An 18,657-nucleotide genomic window follows, 5' to 3' on the forward strand; every position below is an offset into this window, starting at 1 on the left:
GATGGAACATATGGAAATGGTGGAAAAATTACGGGAAAAAGCCAATATCACAATTGAGGAAGCAAAAGTAGTTCTGGAGAAAAACAACTGGGATATGCTGGATGCGCTGATTGAACTGGAGCGTCAGGGAAAAATCGCAGATGGAGTGAAGATGTCCACGGAAAATCAGAACAGCGCCGCGTATGAAACGGTCAGTCCGACTGTCACCGGACAGGCATTTGAGGGGGAGGCAGAGGGAAGCACCGCGGAGAAAAAGAACAGAGGTAAAATCAAACGTACTCTGAAACAGATCCTTCGTATGAGCATTGATAACAGTTTTGTAGTAAAGCGAAATGGAGAAGTACTGGTTCGAGTGCCGGTGCTGATACCGATTGTATGTGCGGCAGCATCCTTCTGGATCACAGCCATTGTATTATTTGCAGGATTGATTTTTGGACTGAAATATTCTTTTGAAGGAAAAGAACTTGGAAAAGACACCATTAATGATACAATGGAAAAGGCAAGTGATTTTGCGCAGAATATTGTGGATGAGATCAAAGAATAAGGAGACAGGAATGGCTGCAATTTTAATTGTAGAAGATGAAGAGAAAATTGCACGTTTTGTGGAATTGGAACTACAGCATGAAGGATATGAAACAGGAAAGGCAACTGACGGGCTCAGTGGCCTTTCTCTTGCGGAAAGCGGCAAGTATGATCTGATGATTCTGGATATTATGCTTCCGGGCATTAACGGACTGGAAGTGCTGAGGCGTCTCCGGAAAACATCAGACATGCCGGTGATCCTGCTGACTGCCAGAGATGCCGTGATGGATAAAGTAAGCGGTCTGGAAATGGGAGCGGATGACTATATGACGAAGCCGTTTGCCATAGAAGAACTTCTGGCAAGAATCCGGGTTGCACTGAGAAAAGCAGCAAAACAGAAGGACAGGGCAGTGGAAACGGTGCTTTCCTGCAAGGGCGTGGAACTGCGCCCTGATGCCCATGAAGTGGCGGTGTGCGGAGAAAAAGTAGAACTGACTATCCGGGAGTTCACTTTACTGCAGACATTGTTGGAGCACAAGAATATTGTGCTGTCCAGAGATACACTGATTGATCAGGTATGGGGCTATGATTATTATGTGGAAACTAATATTGTAGATGTGTATATCCGGTATCTGCGTCATAAGATTGATGACCGGTTTCAGATTCATCTGATCAGTACAGTCAGAGGAATCGGCTATGTGATCAAGGAAGACTAATGGAGGAATGGTATGGAACAGAAGCCAAAGACATCATCGGTAATCTGGAAAATCAACCGTTCCATTCAGTGGAAAAGACTGAAAACCTATATTTTATGGGACATACTGTTTGGAATCGGAGCCATTCTGAGTGCATGTGCAGCGGCAGAGAGCAGGTATGGTGCACTGGAACTGGCAAGAGAGCGCAGCGCCACATGGAAAGGATATCTTCCATTCTGGCAGAGACTGGAAAGCTGGCAGTATGTGTGTAAGATTGGAAACCAGGATGTTACGGTGGAGATCGGACAGATGGCAGTGGTTGCCTGTACAGTGATTGGCGTGGTATTTTGTATACAGTTTTTAAGCTGGCTGATAGACTGGTCCTCCCAGAACCACCGACTGAGAGAATATATGCGCCCTATCGATGAACTGGCAATGACGGCGGAAAAACTGTCTGTGCAGGGCATTGATGAGGAACGTATTCAGAATCTGGAAGAAGCCATTGATCAGCTTACCGCATCAGAAAATAATATCAGTACCGGGGATTCGGATCTGAAGGGAATTGAGAATGCGATCAACAACCTGTTAAAGCGTCTACAGGCAAGTTACCGGGAGCAGACCCGTTTTGTGGATGATGCCAGTCATGAGCTGCGAACCCCGATTGCAGTGATTCAAGGGTATGCATCTATGCTGGAACGCTGGGGAATGAATGACCGTGCCACACTGGAAGAAGCGGTACATGCTATCAGCGAAGAATCTGCTCATATGAAAGAACTGGTGGATCAGCTCCTTTTCCTGGCGAGAGGAGACGGAGGACGGCAGCAGTTCCATCCGGAGCCGATTCAGGCAGAAGAGCTGATGAAGGAGATCTGTGAGGAATCAGAGATGATCGATCATCGACATCAGTATATGTTGGTACAGAAATGGGACGGATACATTCAGGCAGATGTGGCAATGATCAAACAGGCAATCCGGATACTGGTGGACAATGCAGCCAAATATACTCCGGAAGGAGGAAAAATCACCCTGCGCCTGGAGTTATGTGAGGATAGCAGGGCAGGTCTTGGTGTACAGGATGAAGGAATCGGACTGAAGGCAGAAGAGGCAGCCCATATGTTTGAACGTTTTTTCCGTGGAGATGCAGTTCGGGGAACCACACAGGGAAGCGGACTGGGACTGTCCATTGCCAAATGGATCGCAGACCGTCATCATGCAGTGATTGATGTGGTTAGTTTTAAAGGCGTGGGAAGCCGGATTACTGTAAAATTACCGATATATGATAAAGATAACAGAGACAGAGTTTAGAGGTATAAAATACTCTAAATGCTGTCTCTGTTTGTATTTTGCAGCCAGGCGCGCAATGGGGACGGAGTTTTCTGGCTCTTTAGAGCCAGAAAACTCCGTCCCCATTGGCCGAGGCATAACCGCCGGGTGTGTTTCTCGTTGTTTACAATTTAAAATTCAGGTTTTATAATAAACCTGTTGAAAAGGAGACTGATATTATGATAAATAAATGGCAGATTACGATTCCGGAGCTGTCCGGTGAAGAAAAACGCAACGTCTATCTTTATCTTCCGGAGTCTTATTCATACGAACAGGAAAAACGATATCCGGTATTATATATGTTTGATGGACATAATGTATTTTTTGATTCAGATGCAACCTATGGAAAATGCTGGGACATGAAGGAGTATATGGATCGTACCGGCAGACAGTTAATCATTGTTGCTGTGGAATGCAGTCATGATCCGGATAATGGGCGTCTTAAGGAGTATTCTCCGTTCCCGTTTACTGCACCGAATATTGGAAAAATCCCGGCATGGGGCAAACAGACCATGGAATGGATGATTCATACACTGAAAGCACAGATCGACCGAGATTACCGTACACTTCCAGATCGGGAGCATACATTTATTGCAGGAAGCTCCATGGGAGGACTGATGAGTCTCTACGCAGTGCTTGCTTATAATGACGTTTTTTCGAAGGCAGCAGCGCTGTCACCGTCTATCTGGACGAATATGACTCAGATTAATAAGCTGATTCGGGAAGCGGAAATTGTACCGGATACAACGGTCTATATGGATTATGGCGCTAATGAGATCAATTTCCATGCTGTGATGCGAAAACAGTTCCGCAAGGTAACAGATCTGTTACTTTCCAGAGACGTTCTGCTCACCAGCCGGATTGTGCCAAATGGGGATCACTGCGAAGCCTGCTGGGAAAAGCAGATTCCATATTTTATGGATGCCCTGTTTTATCCTGAGACCAGATAACAGAAAGAAGAATATAAGTATGAGAACACAGTATTTTAAAGAATATAGTCCCGCCCTTGGGCGGGAGATGGAATGGAAGGTCTATGGGCACGGCGGTCGACCGGTGTTGTATATTCCATGTCAGGATGGCAGATTTTTTGACTTTGAGGATTTTCATATGACGGATGTATGGGCACCGTGGATTGATGCGGGTCAGGTATGTGTATTTTCCATTGATACTATTGATCGTGAAACCTGGTCCGATACCTGGGGCAATGCAGAGTACCGCAGTCAGTTGTATGAAAACTGGATCCGCTATATTACAGATGAGATGGTACCGTTTATACGTAAGATGGTTAATGAGATGAACGGCTGGACCGGTTATCCGGGCATCATTGCATTCGGATGCAGCTTGGGTGCAGCCCATGCGGCAAATCTGTATTTCCGCAGACCGGATCTGTTTGACGGACTGCTGGCATTGAGTGGTGTATACAGCGCAGAATACGGATTTGGAACCTTCATGAACGATCTGGTGTACCAGAATTCACCAGTACATTACCTGTCTAACATGCCATACGACCATCCGTATATACAGCTTTACAATAAGAAAAAAGCCATTATCTGTACAGGACAGGGACCATGGGAACAACCGGAATATACCAGACAGCTTGATCGTATCCTACATGCAAAAGGCATCAACGTCTGGGTAGATTACTGGGGATACGACTGCTCCCACGACTGGCCATGGTGGTACAAACAGGTTACCTACTTTGTACCATATCTGTTAAATGTTTAAGAGGAGAATGATATTATGAAAAACTTTATCTTTATCTCACCAAACTTCCCGACAAATTATTGGATGTTTTGCCGGGAACTGAAGAAAAACGGGCTGAATGTCCTTGGAATCGGGGACCAGCCTTATGATGAACTGGATTATAATGTGAAAGAGAACCTGAATGAATATTATAAGGTCAGCACTCTGGAGAATTATGAGGAAGTGTACCGTGCGGTAGCATTTCTGATTTTCAAATATGGCCGTATTGACTGGCTGGAATCCAACAATGAATACTGGCTGGAGAGAGACGCCAGACTGCGTACAGAATTCCATATCACCAGTGGATTCCAGGAAAGTGATATCCCACGTATCAAGTTCAAATCTAAAATGAAAGATTATTATAAAAAAGCGGGAATTCCGACAGCACGTTTCCACATGGTAGATACGGAAGAGAATTGTCTGGCTTTTGCAAAAGAAGTGGGCTATCCGGTAGTAGCCAAGCCAGATAATGGAGTAGGAGCTTCCCATACCTTCAAGATTACATCCGATGAGGAAATGAAGACATTTTTTGAGGAAAAATGGCCGGATACGGTATACATTATGGAAGAATTTATCTGGGGCGAAGTAAATTCCTATGATGCCATTATCGATTCCCACGGAAAGCCGATGTTCGAGACTGGCAATGTTTCCCCGGTTTCCATTATGGATATTGTGAACGAACAACAGAGTTCCCTGTTCTATATTTTGAAAAAGCTGCCGGCAGATACCAGAAAAGCAGGGCGGGCTACCGTAAAAGCCTTTGGCGTAAAGAGCCGTTTTGTTCATTTTGAATTTTTCCGTCTGCAGAGAGATCAGGAAGGTCTGGGAAAAGCCGGGGATCTGGTGGCACTGGAAGTCAACATGCGCCCAAGCGGCGGCTTTACCCCGGATATGATTAACTTTGCACACAGCACGGATGTATACAAAATCTGGGCAGACATGATTGCTTTTGATGAGACCACAATGCCGGCAGGAGCAAGTGCTTACTGTGCATTTGTGGGACGCCGTGACGGAAAAGATTATGTGCTGGATGATGCTGCACTCAGCGGAAAATATTCCAAACAGATCTGCATGGAAGATCGTATGCCGGACGCACTTTCCGGAGCCATGGGAAATCGTATGTACATTGCTACATTTTCCACAGAAAAACAGATGGCAGCATTTTATAAGGACGCGTTGACCTGTAGATAGAATATGATATAATAGTTAGCGTATACTAACAAAATCGGAAGTGAGGTTATCATTTATGCATACAGAACAACTGGAACGCCATATCATTGACACCATCAAAGAATGGCAAATGAAGATTGGCTATAAAGAAGAAAATATGCGGCTGTATTACCCGGATGTATCCCTGATTGGGATGCTGGAGCTGCCGGATGGTACAACCGAAAAAGAACTGAAAAAGAATCTGGCCATTTTTGCAGAGATCGTCAGTGAACGTCTTGGCCAGATCGAGATCTCCAATGTGGGAGAGCGCTACTGTCTGAATGTTCCGCCAGAAGGCTGTAAGTACATTTCAGAAAAAATACCGGATTCAGAACTGTTAAAGAACCTCCTGGTAGTCTTGAACAGGCGGGAAAATGACATGGATCAGGTACGCAAAGTCTTTGAAGACTATGCAGCAGAGCATCAGGGAACCTGTGTGGAAGAAGACCATGAAAGTGAAGGACTGGGACTGGTATTCTACTACACATCCGAAGAAACAGATCCATATGTATACTGCATGGAGCAGGATGATTTCGGAATTACCTATCACCGATTCTCCAGACCAGACTATAACAAACTGGTCAGCGAAGACAATGAGATCAAGCATAATGCACAGGAATGTATTATGTGTAAGTAAACTTAGTCAGGTAACTATAAATGAGCAAATTTGAAAAATCACAGAAAACGATGTTACGTATTTCATAAAGTTGATAAGGATACATTGGTACTGAGGAAAGCCCGCAGTGCTTTGGGATTCCCAAATGCATCTTCAATCGGATGCAGAGCCTGTGACTCTGCATCCTGAATGTTGTACTCACAGTTTCCTTTAAAATAAAAATAGTCCTCCTAATATTTTTTCTTTGTATGTAAAATGAATAACATAATTAATAAAATAGCTGGAAAAATAAGACCAATTCCCATTCCGACCTGAATATTATTACCAGCACTCTGAGTGATATGACCTACAATACCTGGTCCAATACTACCGCCCAAATCTCCAGCCATAGCAAGCAATGCAAACATTGCTGTTCCTCCAATAGGAAATTCTTTAGATGAGATGCTTATTGTTCCAGGCCACATAATTCCTACAGAAAACCCACATACAATACAACCAATCAAACCAAGTATTGGATTCAATGATAATGCAGTAAGCAAGTAACAGATTACACATAAGATTCCGGAACTTGCCATAAATTTCATTAAATCTATTTGTTCTCCATATTTCCCGAAAATTACACGACTTATACCCATTGCGATAGCAAACATGCATGGACCAGCCAGATCACCTATTGTTTTTGATAACCCAAGTGCTGCTTCGGCATAGGCAGAAGCCCATTGTGCCATTGCAAGTTCTGATGCACCGGAACAGATCATCAGACAAATGGCAAGCCAGAATAAAGGTTTTCTAAATAGTTCAGTTACTTTCATTCCGCTTTCTTCATCTACCAGATATTCAATGGGACAGGTCGCAAAATTATAGATATTTACAATTGGAATAAGTGCCCATAATACAGCAAGCCATTTCCAATTTTCGATTCCCAATATTAGGAAAAATATGGTTGAGATCAATATGGTTCCTACAGCTCCCCAGCAATAAAAAGAATGAAGAAGGCTCATGGTTGCTTCTTTGTTATCAAATGGGCATGCTTCTATAATAGGACTGCAAAGCACTTCAATCAATCCGCTCCCCATTGCATATAAAATAACGCTGCACAGGATTCCGGCAAAAGGATTCGGGAGAATCTCCGGCAAAAATGCCAGTCCGATTAATCCAGCAGCAGAACACACTTCAGAAGCTACAACACAGACACGGTATCCGATTTTGTCAACAAATTTAGCACAGAACAGATCGATCAGAAGCTGGGTAAAAAAGAAACAGGTAGATATCCACGCAATATTTCCTAGCGAAATCTGATAATCATGATGAAATTTTAAAAATAACAGGGGTGCAAAATTAGCTGCAATAGCCTGAGTGATAAACCCAAGATAACATGCAATTTTTGTTTTTTGATAGTTTGGCGTTGTCATGATGATTCAAAAGTCCTTTCCTGGGATTTGTAACAGATCGTTATTACATTTTTGTCATCATACAAAAAGCAGCCTTCATAGTTTTCAGATATATAACATGGTTCATAATTAACAATAAATCCAGCATCCATCAAGGCTATCATCAATTCATTAACCATGTTTTTATTGTCTACATATATAGTCAGGCTTTTTCCTGATTTATATGGTTGAGTTGTTATTGTTGCATTATACATAAGCTAAAACCTTTCTGTAATAGATGGTGATCTGTAACTTTTATTGAATTATAAAGTATAAATAATGTATTTTCATTGCTATATATCTGATTTTTATTGTATAATATCGTAAATTACATACAAAGGAGTCAAGAATGGAAACAATAGAGCAAGCCTATAACAAGATCCTGACAGATGAAAATCTGATGGAATCGATTACTCACGGCACAAACAGATATCCATTTGATTTTTTCTATGATGATCTGGCATTATTTGATTTTAATTGTATTGAATGGCACTGGCACACAGAATTGGAGTTTGTTTATGTTGAATCTGGAACTGTAACTTTTTGGAGTGGAGAGAAACATTTTGTCCTTTCAGAAGGAAATGGAGTGTTCATTAACTCGAAAATTTTGCATCGATTTCATTCTCCTGATGGGGCAATTATTCCCAATTTTTTATGCATGCCTTGTTTCATTTCTCCTGAAGACAGTCTGATTTATTCAAAATATATCCAACCGGTTATTTCGTCTTCACTCACTTTTTAAGTTTTTATAAAGAAATTGTCTGGCAGGCAGAGATATTGGAAATTATAAAAAAAATTATTTCTGTTCAAGATGAGAAGAATGTTCGTGAACTGGCAACATCGGCTCTGATGCAAGAAATATGGCTGAATTTATGCAAACATGTAAATATCAAAAATGAGGATAATTATTCATACGTGTCGGCTTCTACGCAGGCAAGATTACAATTGATGATGCAGTATATTCAACAAAATTATCGTAGTAATATTTCATTAGATAATATTGCAGATTATGCAATGTTGAGCAAAAGTACAGTCCTGAATTATTTTCGGAAATATTTACATACGACGCCGATAAATTATTTGATAAACTATCGACTAAATGAGGCAGCAGTACTGCTCAGGAAAACAGAAAAGAAAATTATTACAGTTTCAAATGAAACCGGATTTAATAATGTTGATTATTTTTGCAAATTATTCAAAAAGCACTATCATCTTACACCGACTGAATATCGAAAAAAATAAAGATTATATTGTGAACGCAATCATCACTTCGGCATATCTTATGTACCGTACACAATAGGTCTGACAGGACTGACTCATGCAGACTTTCTACTGGGTAAGGAATATTAATTTTTAAAAACCACTTCAAATATCACCTTCGTGGCACCTGCAGCTCTGGCTGCGATGGTGCCATGATGTATTTCTACGATATTTTTGGCAATGGACAGTCCCAGTCCATAGCTACCGTCAGACTTCCGAGATTCGTCAGCCCGGTAGAATCGGTCGAAGATAGCAGAAAAATCGCAGTTCTCCACATCCGGGAAATCGTTCGTGATGGCCAGACGAATCTTGCTGTTTACAGTATGCAATTCCACATGGACTGTACCCGATTCTTCACAATACTTGGCAGCATTATCGATCAGAATCGAGATCAGTTCCCGTACCAGCTTGTTCATACGCTGTACCTGTCGGTCGATGCCGTCAAACCATTCACTGTCTCCATAGGTCATCCGGGCAAGTTCACTGTTGGCAGAGATGACAGTCAGTGGGGTCTTCAGTTCATGTCCCGCATCCGTAATAAACTGATGCTGTTTCTGATAGCTTTCGATCAATGGCTGAATCGCCCGTCGGGAAGCCATGATGATCAGCAGTAAAATGATGAGGAAAGTAGCCAGTCCGATGATCATGGAAATCACCAGCAGGGACATAATGGAATACAGAGTCGGTGATGCATTGATAAACGCAATACAGATCTGTTCATTTCCATCGGTGTCTTTATTAGTGATGACACGGTACTTTATAAACTGATTCCATCCGTGGTCTTTTCCTCTTTGCCGGATGACAGAAATATAGTTTCCCAGATCCTCGTCAGAAAAGGAATCCTCGATATTCTAACGCACAGTCTGAATGGTATAGTCACTGTCTAGAATTACGACACAGCAGGCAGAAGAACTCTGCATATTCTGGTGCAGCAGCGGGAAAATGTCAAAAGGTGAGGTGGTACGTTTTTTTCTCGGAGCTTCCGCAGTAGGAGCGTTTTCCTGTTTTGGCCTGTTCTTGATATCATCGTCTTTGCTGGTATGACGAATCAGCATGTCCTCCAGTTTGCTATCCAGGAGCTGATTGCATTGGTAAAGAAAGACACCGTTAATTGAAGCAGCCACAATCAGGATAACTGACAACAACGCCAGTGCTGCAATGCGGATAAAATTTCTCTGTAATTTTTTAATCATAGTTCCCTGCCCTCTATCTTGATTCTTCCATGCAGTATCCCACACCGCGGACAGCACGGATGGAGACGGAAGTATTCAGCTGCTGCAGCTTTTTGCGCAGATTAGAGATGTAGACCCAGATATTATTGACAGATACTTCACTGTCCCAGCCCCATACCTGTTCCATCAGAGTATCGGATGTGACGATGTCTGTCGGGGTACACATGAGCATTTCCATGATCTGATATTCCCGGCATCATAATATCCAGAATGATGCCATCGTACTGACCTCTGGACGCAAAGGCATAAGTATCCGTGCCATTATCCGTCTCATCTGCGGTATAATTATTCTTCTGAAGCAAAGCCACCAGAGCTCTGCGAATATCATTATCATCTTCTGCAATTAACAGTCGCATAAAAATCTCCTTTTCGTATCTGTTTCGTAACTGTTCAGAGCCAACCTCCAAAATGCTGCGCATTTCGTCGGTGTGGCATATCCGCCAAATAAAATTTGTCGGCTACAGTATAACATGGAATAAAAGTGGGAATAAAGCAAAAAGGGAACTTTCACAAAATCTTCAGATTTGATTTAGGCTGTTTTTAGGGTGGCATGGTAGCATAACAGGGTATCAGTTTGAACGGAAACAATATGAGGAGTGGGAATGAAGAAGATTACAGCAATTATCTTAGCGGTGGTGGTGTTGATCGGTGGATTTGGCGCAGGAAATGCATATCGTTCGATTTGCAAGGCTGAAGCGGTGACACAGGATAGCACAGAATCAGATGTAGAAAAAGAAGTAATATATAACAGTGATGATCAGCAGGGAGAAAAAGCCGGTTCTTATGAAGTAACAGAAATGGAATCTGAAACACAGTCGGAAACGGTGGCTGTGGGACTGGAGAGCACGCAGATTTCCGCAGAAGTGAAGAAAAGCAACAGCGCAACCCAGTTGACGGATTTTGATATTATCGAGCAGTACCCGGAACTGCCTACTGGATGTGAGATTACGGCGCTGACTATGGTGATGAATTATTATGGATATCAGGTGAATAAAGTGACCATGGCGCTGGACTATATGCCAAAAGTGCAGGCAGAATTTTACCGCAGTGAGGATGGCCGGCTGATGGGACCGGATCTGGAGAACTTTTTTGTGGGAGATCCAACGGAAGAGACGGGATATATCTGCGGAACCGGAGCAATCGTCACGGCGGCCAACGCCTATCTGACGGACGTGGGAAGTGATATGACTGCTGTGGCTATGAAAAATGCACAGCCAGAAGAACTTTATGATTTGATTGATCAGGGAACGCCGGTGGTGATCTGGTGCACGATCAATATGGAAGATCGTGCAGAGACAGACAGCTGGTACCGTGAGGATGGCACTTACATGGAATGGAGCACCAACGATCATGGAGCTGTGTTGATCGGATATGACGAAGATACGGTTACAGTAGCCGATCCGATCTACAGCCGTATTACCGTCAGCAGAGTACAGTTTGAAAAGATCTTTGCCGAGCGGGGTGGTCAGTGCGTGATCCTGACAGAATAAAATGAGTAAAAAGAAGTGAGAGATTTCACGGTCAGTTTTACTGTGTTACCGTATAGAAGTCAGTCAAAACCGGGAGTATGTTCGAAAATCGGACATCCTTCCGGTTTTGTTCATTGTAGAAAGTGAAAATAGCAGGTAAGATATGTGTATAAATCGGGAATAGTAAAAATGAAGTAACTGTTCAGAACCCACTGCCCCGCGAAGTGTTTTGGCATATATCAGTGCAGGGACTGAACGGATACGATTCACAGGAAAGGTGGACAATATTATGGCAAAGAAAAAACATTCTGCATTAGGCGTAGCAGTAGCAGCGGCAGCAGGTGCAGCCGTTCTTGCATCGAAGAATCGTAAAGAAAAGGAAAATGTAAAAGTTCACGCAGATCCAAATTACCGCAATACGGAACGTGGCAAACAGGAGAAGAATAGCAAAGGTATTTATTATACAAATGGAAATTATGAAGCATTTGCCCGTCCGGAAAAACCAGAAGGCGTAGATGATAAACATGCCTATCTGGTGGGAAGCGGCCTGGCTTCTCTGGCAGCAGCCTGCTTCCTGGTAAGGGATGCACAGATGCCGGGAGATCATATTCACATTCTGGAAGCAATGGATATCGCAGGTGGTGCCTGTGATGGTATTTTTGATCCGACCAGAGGGTATATTATGAGAGGCGGACGTGAGATGGAGAATCATTTCGAATGTCTGTGGGATCTGTTCCACAGTATTCCATCTCTGGAAAAACCGGGTGCATCCGTGCTGGATGAATATTACTGGCTGAATAAGCATGATCCGAACTATTCTCTGTGCCGTGCTACGGTAAAACAGGGACAGGATGCACATACTGACGGCAAGTTTAATTTAAGCCAGAAGGGCTGCATGGAGATCATGAAGCTGTTTTTCACTAAAGATGAAGATCTGTACGACAAGACGATTGAGGATGTATTTGATGAAGAGGTATTGAACTCCACATTCTGGTTATACTGGCGGACTATGTTTGCATTTGAAAACTGGCACAGTGCCCTGGAGATGAAGCTGTATATCCAGCGTTTCATTCACCATATTGGTGGGCTGCCTGATTTCAGTGCACTGAAGTTTACAAAATACAACCAGTATGAATCCCTGATTCTTCCGATGAAAAAATATCTGGAAGAGGCTGGTGTGGAATTCCGTTTTAATACGGAAGTAACGAATGTATTGTTTGATATTAAGGGTGGCAGAAAAGTGGCAACCCAGATCGAGTGCAAGGTGAAAGGTCAGGAAGAAAGAATCATGCTGACAGAGGATGATCTGGTATTTGTCACCAATGGAAGCTGCACCGAAGGCACCATTTACGGTGATCAGAACCATGCACCAAATGGGGATGCCGAAGTGCGTACCAGCGGATGCTGGAGCCTGTGGAAAAACATTGCAAAGCAGGATCCGTCTTTTGGACATCCGGAAAAATTCTGTTCCGATATCCAGAAGACCAACTGGGAATCTGCAACGATTACCACACTGGATGATAAGATCATTCCATATATCACTAACATCTGCAAACGTGATCCGAAGAGTGGCAAGGTAGTAACTGGTGGTATCGTCAGCTGCCAGGATTCCAGATGGCTGCTGAGCTGGACCATCAACCGTCAGGGACAGTTCAAGGATCAGGATAAAGACAAAGTCTGCGTATGGGTATACAGTCTGTTTACCGATGTGCCAGGCGATTATGTCAAGAAACCGATGAAAGACTGTACCGGTAAAGAGATCACAGAAGAATGGCTGTATCATCTGGGTGTGCCGACAGATCAGATCGAAGAACTGGCAGATCACAGTGCAGTCTGCGTACCGACCATGATGCCATACATCACCGCATTCTTCATGCCAAGAGCAAAAGGAGACAGACCGGATGTTATCCCGGATGGCTGCGTGAACTTCGCATTCCTTGGACAGTTCGCTGAGACACCGAGGGATACTATCTTCACCACAGAATATTCTGTACGTACAGCAATGGAAGCTGTTTACGGACTGCTGGGCGTAGATCGTGGCGTACCGGAGGTATGGGGCAGCGTATATGATGTGAGAGAACTTCTGGATGCCAGTGTGAAGCTGATGGATGGTGTATCTCCATTGGAGATTCCACTTCCGGGACCACTGAATCTGGTGAAGAAACCATTGCTGAAAGCGGTAAAAGGAACGGTAGTAGAAAAAGTACTGAGGGATCACAATGTGATCAAAGACTATATGATGAAATAAAATATGAAATAGAAATAAAAAAATATTCGAATGGGAGCTGTAAACTCCCATTCGAATATTATAAATTTAATATAACTGTGTAATAATATCCACACATTTGTCAATTCCCAGTGTTCCGCTGTCCAGGCACACATCGTAGTGTGCGGCATCGCCCCATTTACGGTCGGTGTAGAACTGGTAATAAGCAGCTCTTCGTTTATCCTTGTCTTTCAGACGTTTCTCAGATGGTACATCAGTTTCACCATATACTTTTACAATACGCTCTGCACGTTTTTCAAAGTCTGCATGGATGAACACTTTCAGACTGTCGGCATATTCTTCTTTTTCCAGAATAGCATCAGCACAGCGTCCTACGATGACACAGCTTTCTTTTTGCGCAATCTCCCGGATAATGTTGGTCTGGATAATCCACAGCTTATCCTGATTGCTCATACCATTGGCATAACGGGCTACAAATGCATTGGCAAGCCAGCCGCCAGGAACAGCATATTCACTGCCTTCTTTGATATAATCATGGCAAAATCCGCTCTGTTCTGCCATCTTGATAATAAGCTCCTGGTCATAGCATTTAATGCCAAGCTTTTCTGCTACATTTCTTCCGATGGTTCTTCCGCCGCTTCCGAACTGACGACTGATCGTAATAATTCTGTTTGCCATAATGATCCCTCCTATGCTGTTTCGTATCTGTTCAGTACCTTCACAGATACGATTTTTTCTTTAGTATAGCATATTTTGTATCATTTTTCATGTAGGAATTTTTACACTTCATGGTCATGAATCTTTATTGGCATAAGCAGATGACTCAGAAGAATATTGTATGCATCATTTCCGCGATGTTCCTTTAATGCGGCAAGATAAGCCTCATGTTCGGCAATGGTTTCTTCCAGACGGCCCTGTCTGGTCAGAGCTTCATTGGAAGTAAGACGTATCATATACATCAGACGTTGATACAGTTGCTCAAACTCAGAATTATCCATATATTCCACCAGTTTCAGATGAAAACTGTGGTCACAGTTAATAAATTCTCCCATAGCTTCATGGCTGATACCCGCATTTCGAGAATAGGCTCGCATTCGTATAATCAGATCTTCCAGAGTAGCAAGAAGTGCTTTCCCTTTTGGGGTGTCAATGGAAGATGCAATGGTGTGTGTGCAGAATCCTTCTATGGCACATCGCACCTGAATGCTTTCGGTCATATCTTTTTCATTCAGCTGACGAATCTGAAATCCTTTGCTTGGAACAATGGTAATGTAACCATCCTGACTCAGACACTGAAGCGCCTCTCTCATAGGTGTTCTGGAGATACCGACAGTGGCAGAAAGCTTGGTTTCAGAATAAAGAACATTTGGTTTAAATTCGCCGGAGAGAATCTTCCCTTTAATGTAATCGTATGCTTGCTGTTGCAGTAGGCTTTTCGCTTTCATATTATGTTTTGACTCCGATCTCAATAAAATAACGATACCAGGGTGAAAGATCGGGCAGGCTATACCTGTGAAAATGTGCAGTTTCGTTCCGCTTCCTTCAACTGGACATCAGTATAATGTTAGTATATTTTTTGACAAAGGTCAAGAAAAGATTGGAAATCAGAAAAATTGCAAAAAAATCTACTCAAATTTTTTTGAATATAGTATAATATTTATATATTGACAGAAAACCGATATACCGGTATACTGGTTATATCGAAAGGCCATTCGCCAGCATGGGAAAATGGTCATACTGTCAATAATAATCATTTATTTAAAACTTAAGAAACGGAGGATATTATTATGAACAGTGTTTATCAGATGGGAGATTTAAGAATTGTAGACTTAACAAAAGAACTCGATCCGGCTACTGAAACAAGAAGATGCCACATGTATCGTTTTAACACAGGCGGTCCTATTCCAGATTTCCACACAATCATGGACCTTACCAGCCACCTTGGAACCCATTGTGAGTGCCCTTATCATCATGATGACAATTGGCCAAGCGTTGCACAGCTTCCACTGACCACATTCCTTGGACGAGCTATTTATCTTGACTTCAAAGATACTGTTGCACCATATACTCATATCACAGCAGCAGATCTTGACAGAATCACAGAAGGAAAGATCAAAGAAGGCGACATCGTAATTCTTGATTCCGCTTATAAAATGACACCATTTACACCAGACACAAATACAGAAAAAGACCACAGACTTCTGATCAATGCAGAGGTAGCTGAATGGTTCCGTGATCACAAAGTAAAATGTGTTGGTTTCGGTGATGGTGTTTCTATCGAAAACAGCAACGAAGATGTTAAACCATTCCATGATATTCTGATGGCTGAGAATATTGTATTTCTGGAAGTATTAAAGAATCTGGAACAGCTGAAGAGCGACGTATTCTTCATGAGCTATTCTCCACTTCCAATCCATGGACTGGATTCCTGCCCGGTACGTGCATACGCAATCGAAGGACTTCCAGGATTCACAGAGTAAGACAGAGTTAATACAGACAGCAGAAGGTGCGCAGAAGAGGTGTGAGATACACGGTATGATGCGCACCTTATAATAAATAAAAACAATAAATAACAGAGGAGACTGGCTATGAAAATAGTAGTAATCGGAGCCGGAGCAATGGGTTCCATATATGGTGGACATCTTTCACAGAATAACGAAGTCTATATTGTAGATACCAACCAGAGCGTAGTAGATGCAATTAATGCGAACGGACTGCAGATTGATGAAAATGGTGTGACCAATACCTATCATCCAACAGCTGTTACCAGTACAGAAGGCATTACCGATGTAGATCTGGTAATTCTGTTTGTAAAGGCAATCTTCTCTAAGGTTGCACTGGAAGGCAATAAGAATATCATTGGAGAACATACTCATCTTCTTACCCTGCAGAACGGTGCTGGTCATGAACATCTGCTGATGGAATATGTACCAAAGGAAAGAGTCGTTATTGGTACCACTGAAGATAATGGTGCAGTACTTGGCATGGGCCATGTAAGACGTGGTGGCGTCGGCAAGACCAATGCAGGTATGCTGGTAGAAGATAAAGAAGGCTTCCTGGCAAAGATGAAGGAATCCTTTGACAGCTGTGGATTCACTCTGAATGTCTGTGATACCATTCAGCAGTTGATCTGGGATAAGCTGTTCACGAATGTATCTCTCAGCGCAGTAACTGGTATTCTGCAGGTAGATATGGGATACATTGCAGCCAATCCATATGCATGGAACCTTACCTGCAAGCTGATTCATGAAGCAGTAGAGGTTGCACATGCAATAGGTCTGAAAGCTGATGAAGAAGAGATTGTGAAGAAAGTAAAAGAAACTTCTGTAAACAATCCAAATGGATGTACCTCTATTCGTGCAGACCTGAGAGTACCAAGAAAGACAGAAGTAGATACCATCAGTGGTGCAGTGGTAAGAGCAGCAAAAGAAGTCGGAGTAGAAGTACCATGTCATGAATTTGTAGTAAATATGGTACATGCAATGGAAGGAAAGGACAAAGAGTAATGATTTTTTCATCAATTCATACATGTGATAACTATGCAGAATATCCAGAGGTAATCCGTAAAGTTATCGACTACTTAAAGAGTAATGATTTTGTAAATATGGAACCTGGAGTATACGAGATCCAGGGAAAAGACATCTACGCACAGGTATTTGATGCAGAGACAGGAAGCGTAGAAGAAAAAAGACCAGAATCTCATAAGAATTATCTGGATGTTCAGTTCCTGGCTTCCGGAGAAGAAAAGCTTGGTTTTACTCCACTGAAAGATGAATATGAAGTGGACGAGTATTTTGAAGGAAGAGACCTGATCTTCTACAAGAAAGTAGAAAACGAAGGTTTTGTATATGCAATACCTGGATGTTTCACCGTATTTTTCCCATGCGATGTTCACAGACCGGCAGTAGCTGCTGACAAACCAATGACAGTACGTAAAGTAGTAGTGAAAGTAAGAACTACACTGATCTAATTTGTACAGATTATGACAGATCCGGTGCCAACCAGGGCATCGGATTTTGTGTTTGCGAAAATAATTACTGATTATGAAAATGGATTTTGGAAGGGAGCACATATGCGAACAATAGATTTAACCGGAAAAACAGCGGTCGTAACAGGTGGAAGCGGAACCTTATGTTCTGTTATGGCCAGCGGTTTTGCAGAAAACGGAGCAAAAGTAGCGATTATTGGACGGAATAAAGAAAAACTGGTTAAAGTAGTGGAGCAGATTATTTCTGACGTAGAAAAAAAGAATGGTACAGCACCGGTTGTAAAAGGCTACAGCTGTGATGTGACAAATAAAGCAGAACTGGAAAAAACAGCAGAAGTCATCAGAGAAGAACTTGGCAGCTGCGACATTTTACTGAATGGGGCAGGGGGCAACCAGCCGGGAGCCATTACTTCTATTGAGATGCTTGGAAAAGAAGTAACAGAAGGAGAAGATTCCTTCTGGAATCTGGATGAAGACAAGATCAGAGATGTGGTAGAATTAAACTATATGGGTACACTGCTTCCGATTCAGGTATTTACCCAGGATATGCGGAAAAAGAGAAGTGGAAGCATTATCAATATCGCATCCGTTACAGCCATTCTTCCACTGACCAAGGTAATGGCTTATGGCAATGCCAAGAGTGCCATAGTAAATCTGACCCAGTGGCTGTCTACCCACTTTGGTGAGAGCAGAATTCGCTGTAATGCTATCGCTCCAGGATTCTATGCAGCAGAGCAGAATCATGACCTGCTGTTTCAGCCAGATGGAAGCTACACCCCAAGAGCCCATAAGATCATTACGGGAACTCCGATGGGACGCTTCGGTAATCCAGACGATCTGGTAGGAGCAGCACTGTTCCTGGCCAGTGATGACATGTCCAGATTCGTAAATGGAATCGTACTTCCGGTAGATGGCGGATACAGCGCATATAGTGGAGTGTAAA

23 protein-coding genes are annotated in these 18,657 nt (G+C 42.7%); 15 read left to right on the top strand and 8 right to left on the bottom strand.

Annotation, left to right across the window (positions count from 1 at the left end; translation table 11 throughout):
* The 7 genes from OCV47_RS04675 to OCV47_RS04705 form a co-directional block, all read left to right on the top strand.
* Positions 1-544: UBA domain-containing protein (locus OCV47_RS04675; RefSeq protein WP_117449450.1), on the top strand; the 544-nt coding region annotated here is incomplete at its 5' end.
* Positions 545-554: 10 nt separating this feature from the next.
* Positions 555-1,238: a response regulator transcription factor gene (locus tag OCV47_RS04680; RefSeq protein WP_117449451.1), complete on the top strand. Its 684-nt coding sequence runs from the start codon at positions 555-557 to the stop codon at positions 1,236-1,238.
* A 12-nt stretch (positions 1,239-1,250) separates the two neighbouring features.
* Positions 1,251-2,522: a sensor histidine kinase gene (locus OCV47_RS04685; protein WP_262654117.1), complete on the top strand. Its 1,272-nt coding sequence runs from the start codon at positions 1,251-1,253 to the stop codon at positions 2,520-2,522.
* 197 nt (positions 2,523-2,719) lie between these two features.
* Positions 2,720-3,490 carry an alpha/beta hydrolase gene (locus tag OCV47_RS04690; protein ID WP_262654118.1) on the top strand — a complete coding sequence of 257 codons (771 nt, stop codon included), beginning with the start codon at positions 2,720-2,722 and terminating at the stop codon, positions 3,488-3,490.
* A gap of 19 nt (positions 3,491-3,509) precedes the next feature.
* On the top strand, positions 3,510-4,265 hold the full coding sequence (locus OCV47_RS04695; protein WP_262654119.1) for an esterase family protein: 756 nt from the start codon (positions 3,510-3,512) through the stop codon (positions 4,263-4,265).
* Positions 4,266-4,280: 15 nt separating this feature from the next.
* On the top strand, positions 4,281-5,474 hold the full coding sequence (locus OCV47_RS04700; RefSeq protein WP_262654120.1) for an ATP-grasp domain-containing protein: 1,194 nt from the start codon (positions 4,281-4,283) through the stop codon (positions 5,472-5,474).
* Positions 5,475-5,529: 55 nt separating this feature from the next.
* Positions 5,530-6,129, top strand: a complete 600-nt coding sequence (locus OCV47_RS04705) for a DUF3877 family protein (RefSeq protein WP_256300061.1) — start codon at positions 5,530-5,532, stop codon at positions 6,127-6,129.
* A gap of 209 nt (positions 6,130-6,338) precedes the next feature.
* Here OCV47_RS04705 and OCV47_RS04710 read toward each other — a convergent pair whose 3' ends face one another.
* Together OCV47_RS04710 and OCV47_RS04715 are read right to left on the bottom strand one after the other, a co-directional pair.
* Positions 6,339-7,520: an MFS transporter gene (locus OCV47_RS04710; RefSeq protein WP_262654121.1), complete on the bottom strand. Its 1,182-nt coding sequence runs from the start codon at positions 7,518-7,520 to the stop codon at positions 6,339-6,341.
* Entirely contained in the window at positions 7,517-7,753 is a 237-nt protein-coding gene (locus OCV47_RS04715; protein WP_117449463.1) for a hypothetical protein, read from the bottom strand. The genes OCV47_RS04710 and OCV47_RS04715 overlap by 4 nt, the downstream gene beginning before the upstream one ends.
* A 134-nt stretch (positions 7,754-7,887) precedes the next feature.
* On the opposite strand from OCV47_RS04715, the gene OCV47_RS04720 reads away from it, so the two are divergent.
* Both OCV47_RS04720 and OCV47_RS04725 read left to right on the top strand, forming a co-directional pair.
* Positions 7,888-8,280 carry a cupin domain-containing protein gene (locus OCV47_RS04720; protein WP_262654122.1) on the top strand — a complete coding sequence of 131 codons (393 nt, stop codon included), beginning with the start codon at positions 7,888-7,890 and terminating at the stop codon, positions 8,278-8,280.
* 35 nt (positions 8,281-8,315) lie between these two features.
* Positions 8,316-8,780, top strand: coding sequence for a helix-turn-helix transcriptional regulator (locus tag OCV47_RS04725; protein ID WP_262654123.1), 465 nt, complete (start codon positions 8,316-8,318; stop codon positions 8,778-8,780).
* Between the two features lie 104 nt (positions 8,781-8,884).
* Here OCV47_RS04725 and OCV47_RS04730 read toward each other — a convergent pair whose 3' ends face one another.
* The 4 genes from OCV47_RS04730 to OCV47_RS04740 form a co-directional block, all read right to left on the bottom strand.
* Positions 8,885-9,445, bottom strand: coding sequence for a sensor histidine kinase (locus tag OCV47_RS04730; protein ID WP_262654124.1), 561 nt, complete (start codon positions 9,443-9,445; stop codon positions 8,885-8,887).
* A 204-nt stretch (positions 9,446-9,649) separates the two neighbouring features.
* Complete coding sequence (locus OCV47_RS04735; RefSeq protein ID WP_262654125.1) at positions 9,650-9,991, bottom strand: hypothetical protein; 342 nt, start codon at positions 9,989-9,991, stop codon at positions 9,650-9,652.
* Positions 9,992-10,004: 13 nt separating this feature from the next.
* A complete protein-coding gene (locus tag OCV47_RS15990; protein ID WP_317244135.1) occupies positions 10,005-10,208 on the bottom strand; it encodes a winged helix-turn-helix domain-containing protein in 204 nt (67 codons plus the stop codon).
* The gene (locus OCV47_RS04740) at positions 10,129-10,386 is read right to left on the bottom strand and encodes a response regulator (protein ID WP_317244136.1); all 258 of its coding nucleotides are present in this window, start codon (positions 10,384-10,386) and stop codon (positions 10,129-10,131) included. The genes OCV47_RS15990 and OCV47_RS04740 overlap by 80 nt, the downstream gene beginning before the upstream one ends.
* Before the next feature lie 246 nt (positions 10,387-10,632).
* Between OCV47_RS04740 and OCV47_RS04745 the strand changes: the two genes are divergently transcribed.
* Together OCV47_RS04745 and OCV47_RS04750 are read left to right on the top strand one after the other, a co-directional pair.
* Positions 10,633-11,520: a C39 family peptidase gene (locus OCV47_RS04745; RefSeq protein ID WP_262654126.1), complete on the top strand. Its 888-nt coding sequence runs from the start codon at positions 10,633-10,635 to the stop codon at positions 11,518-11,520.
* Between the two features lie 268 nt (positions 11,521-11,788).
* Entirely contained in the window at positions 11,789-13,747 is a 1,959-nt protein-coding gene (locus tag OCV47_RS04750) for an oleate hydratase (protein WP_262654127.1), read from the top strand.
* A 66-nt stretch (positions 13,748-13,813) separates the two neighbouring features.
* Here OCV47_RS04750 and OCV47_RS04755 read toward each other — a convergent pair whose 3' ends face one another.
* Positions 13,814-14,404 (bottom strand): cytidylate kinase-like family protein, encoded by a 591-nt coding sequence (locus tag OCV47_RS04755; RefSeq protein WP_256300075.1) that lies wholly within the window; start codon positions 14,402-14,404, stop codon positions 13,814-13,816.
* Between the two features lie 101 nt (positions 14,405-14,505).
* A complete protein-coding gene (locus OCV47_RS04760) occupies positions 14,506-15,171 on the bottom strand; it encodes a GntR family transcriptional regulator (protein ID WP_262654128.1) in 666 nt (221 codons plus the stop codon).
* Positions 15,172-15,513: 342 nt separating this feature from the next.
* On the opposite strand from OCV47_RS04760, the gene OCV47_RS04765 reads away from it, so the two are divergent.
* From OCV47_RS04765 to OCV47_RS04780, 4 genes are all read left to right on the top strand, one after another.
* Entirely contained in the window at positions 15,514-16,206 is a 693-nt protein-coding gene (locus OCV47_RS04765; RefSeq protein ID WP_256300079.1) for a cyclase family protein, read from the top strand.
* Between the two features lie 108 nt (positions 16,207-16,314).
* Entirely contained in the window at positions 16,315-17,232 is a 918-nt protein-coding gene (locus tag OCV47_RS04770) for a ketopantoate reductase family protein (RefSeq protein ID WP_262654129.1), read from the top strand.
* Positions 17,232-17,696: a NanQ anomerase/TabA/YiaL family protein gene (locus OCV47_RS04775; protein ID WP_262654130.1), complete on the top strand. Its 465-nt coding sequence runs from the start codon at positions 17,232-17,234 to the stop codon at positions 17,694-17,696. Before OCV47_RS04770 ends, OCV47_RS04775 begins: the two co-directional genes overlap by 1 nt.
* Before the next feature lie 102 nt (positions 17,697-17,798).
* A complete protein-coding gene (locus OCV47_RS04780) occupies positions 17,799-18,656 on the top strand; it encodes an SDR family oxidoreductase (RefSeq protein WP_262654132.1) in 858 nt (285 codons plus the stop codon).
* Position 18,657 lies beyond the last annotated feature (1 nt).

Source organism: Muricoprocola aceti (assembly GCF_025567005.1).
In the GTDB taxonomy this organism is placed as follows: domain Bacteria; phylum Bacillota; class Clostridia; order Lachnospirales; family Lachnospiraceae; genus Marvinbryantia; species Marvinbryantia aceti.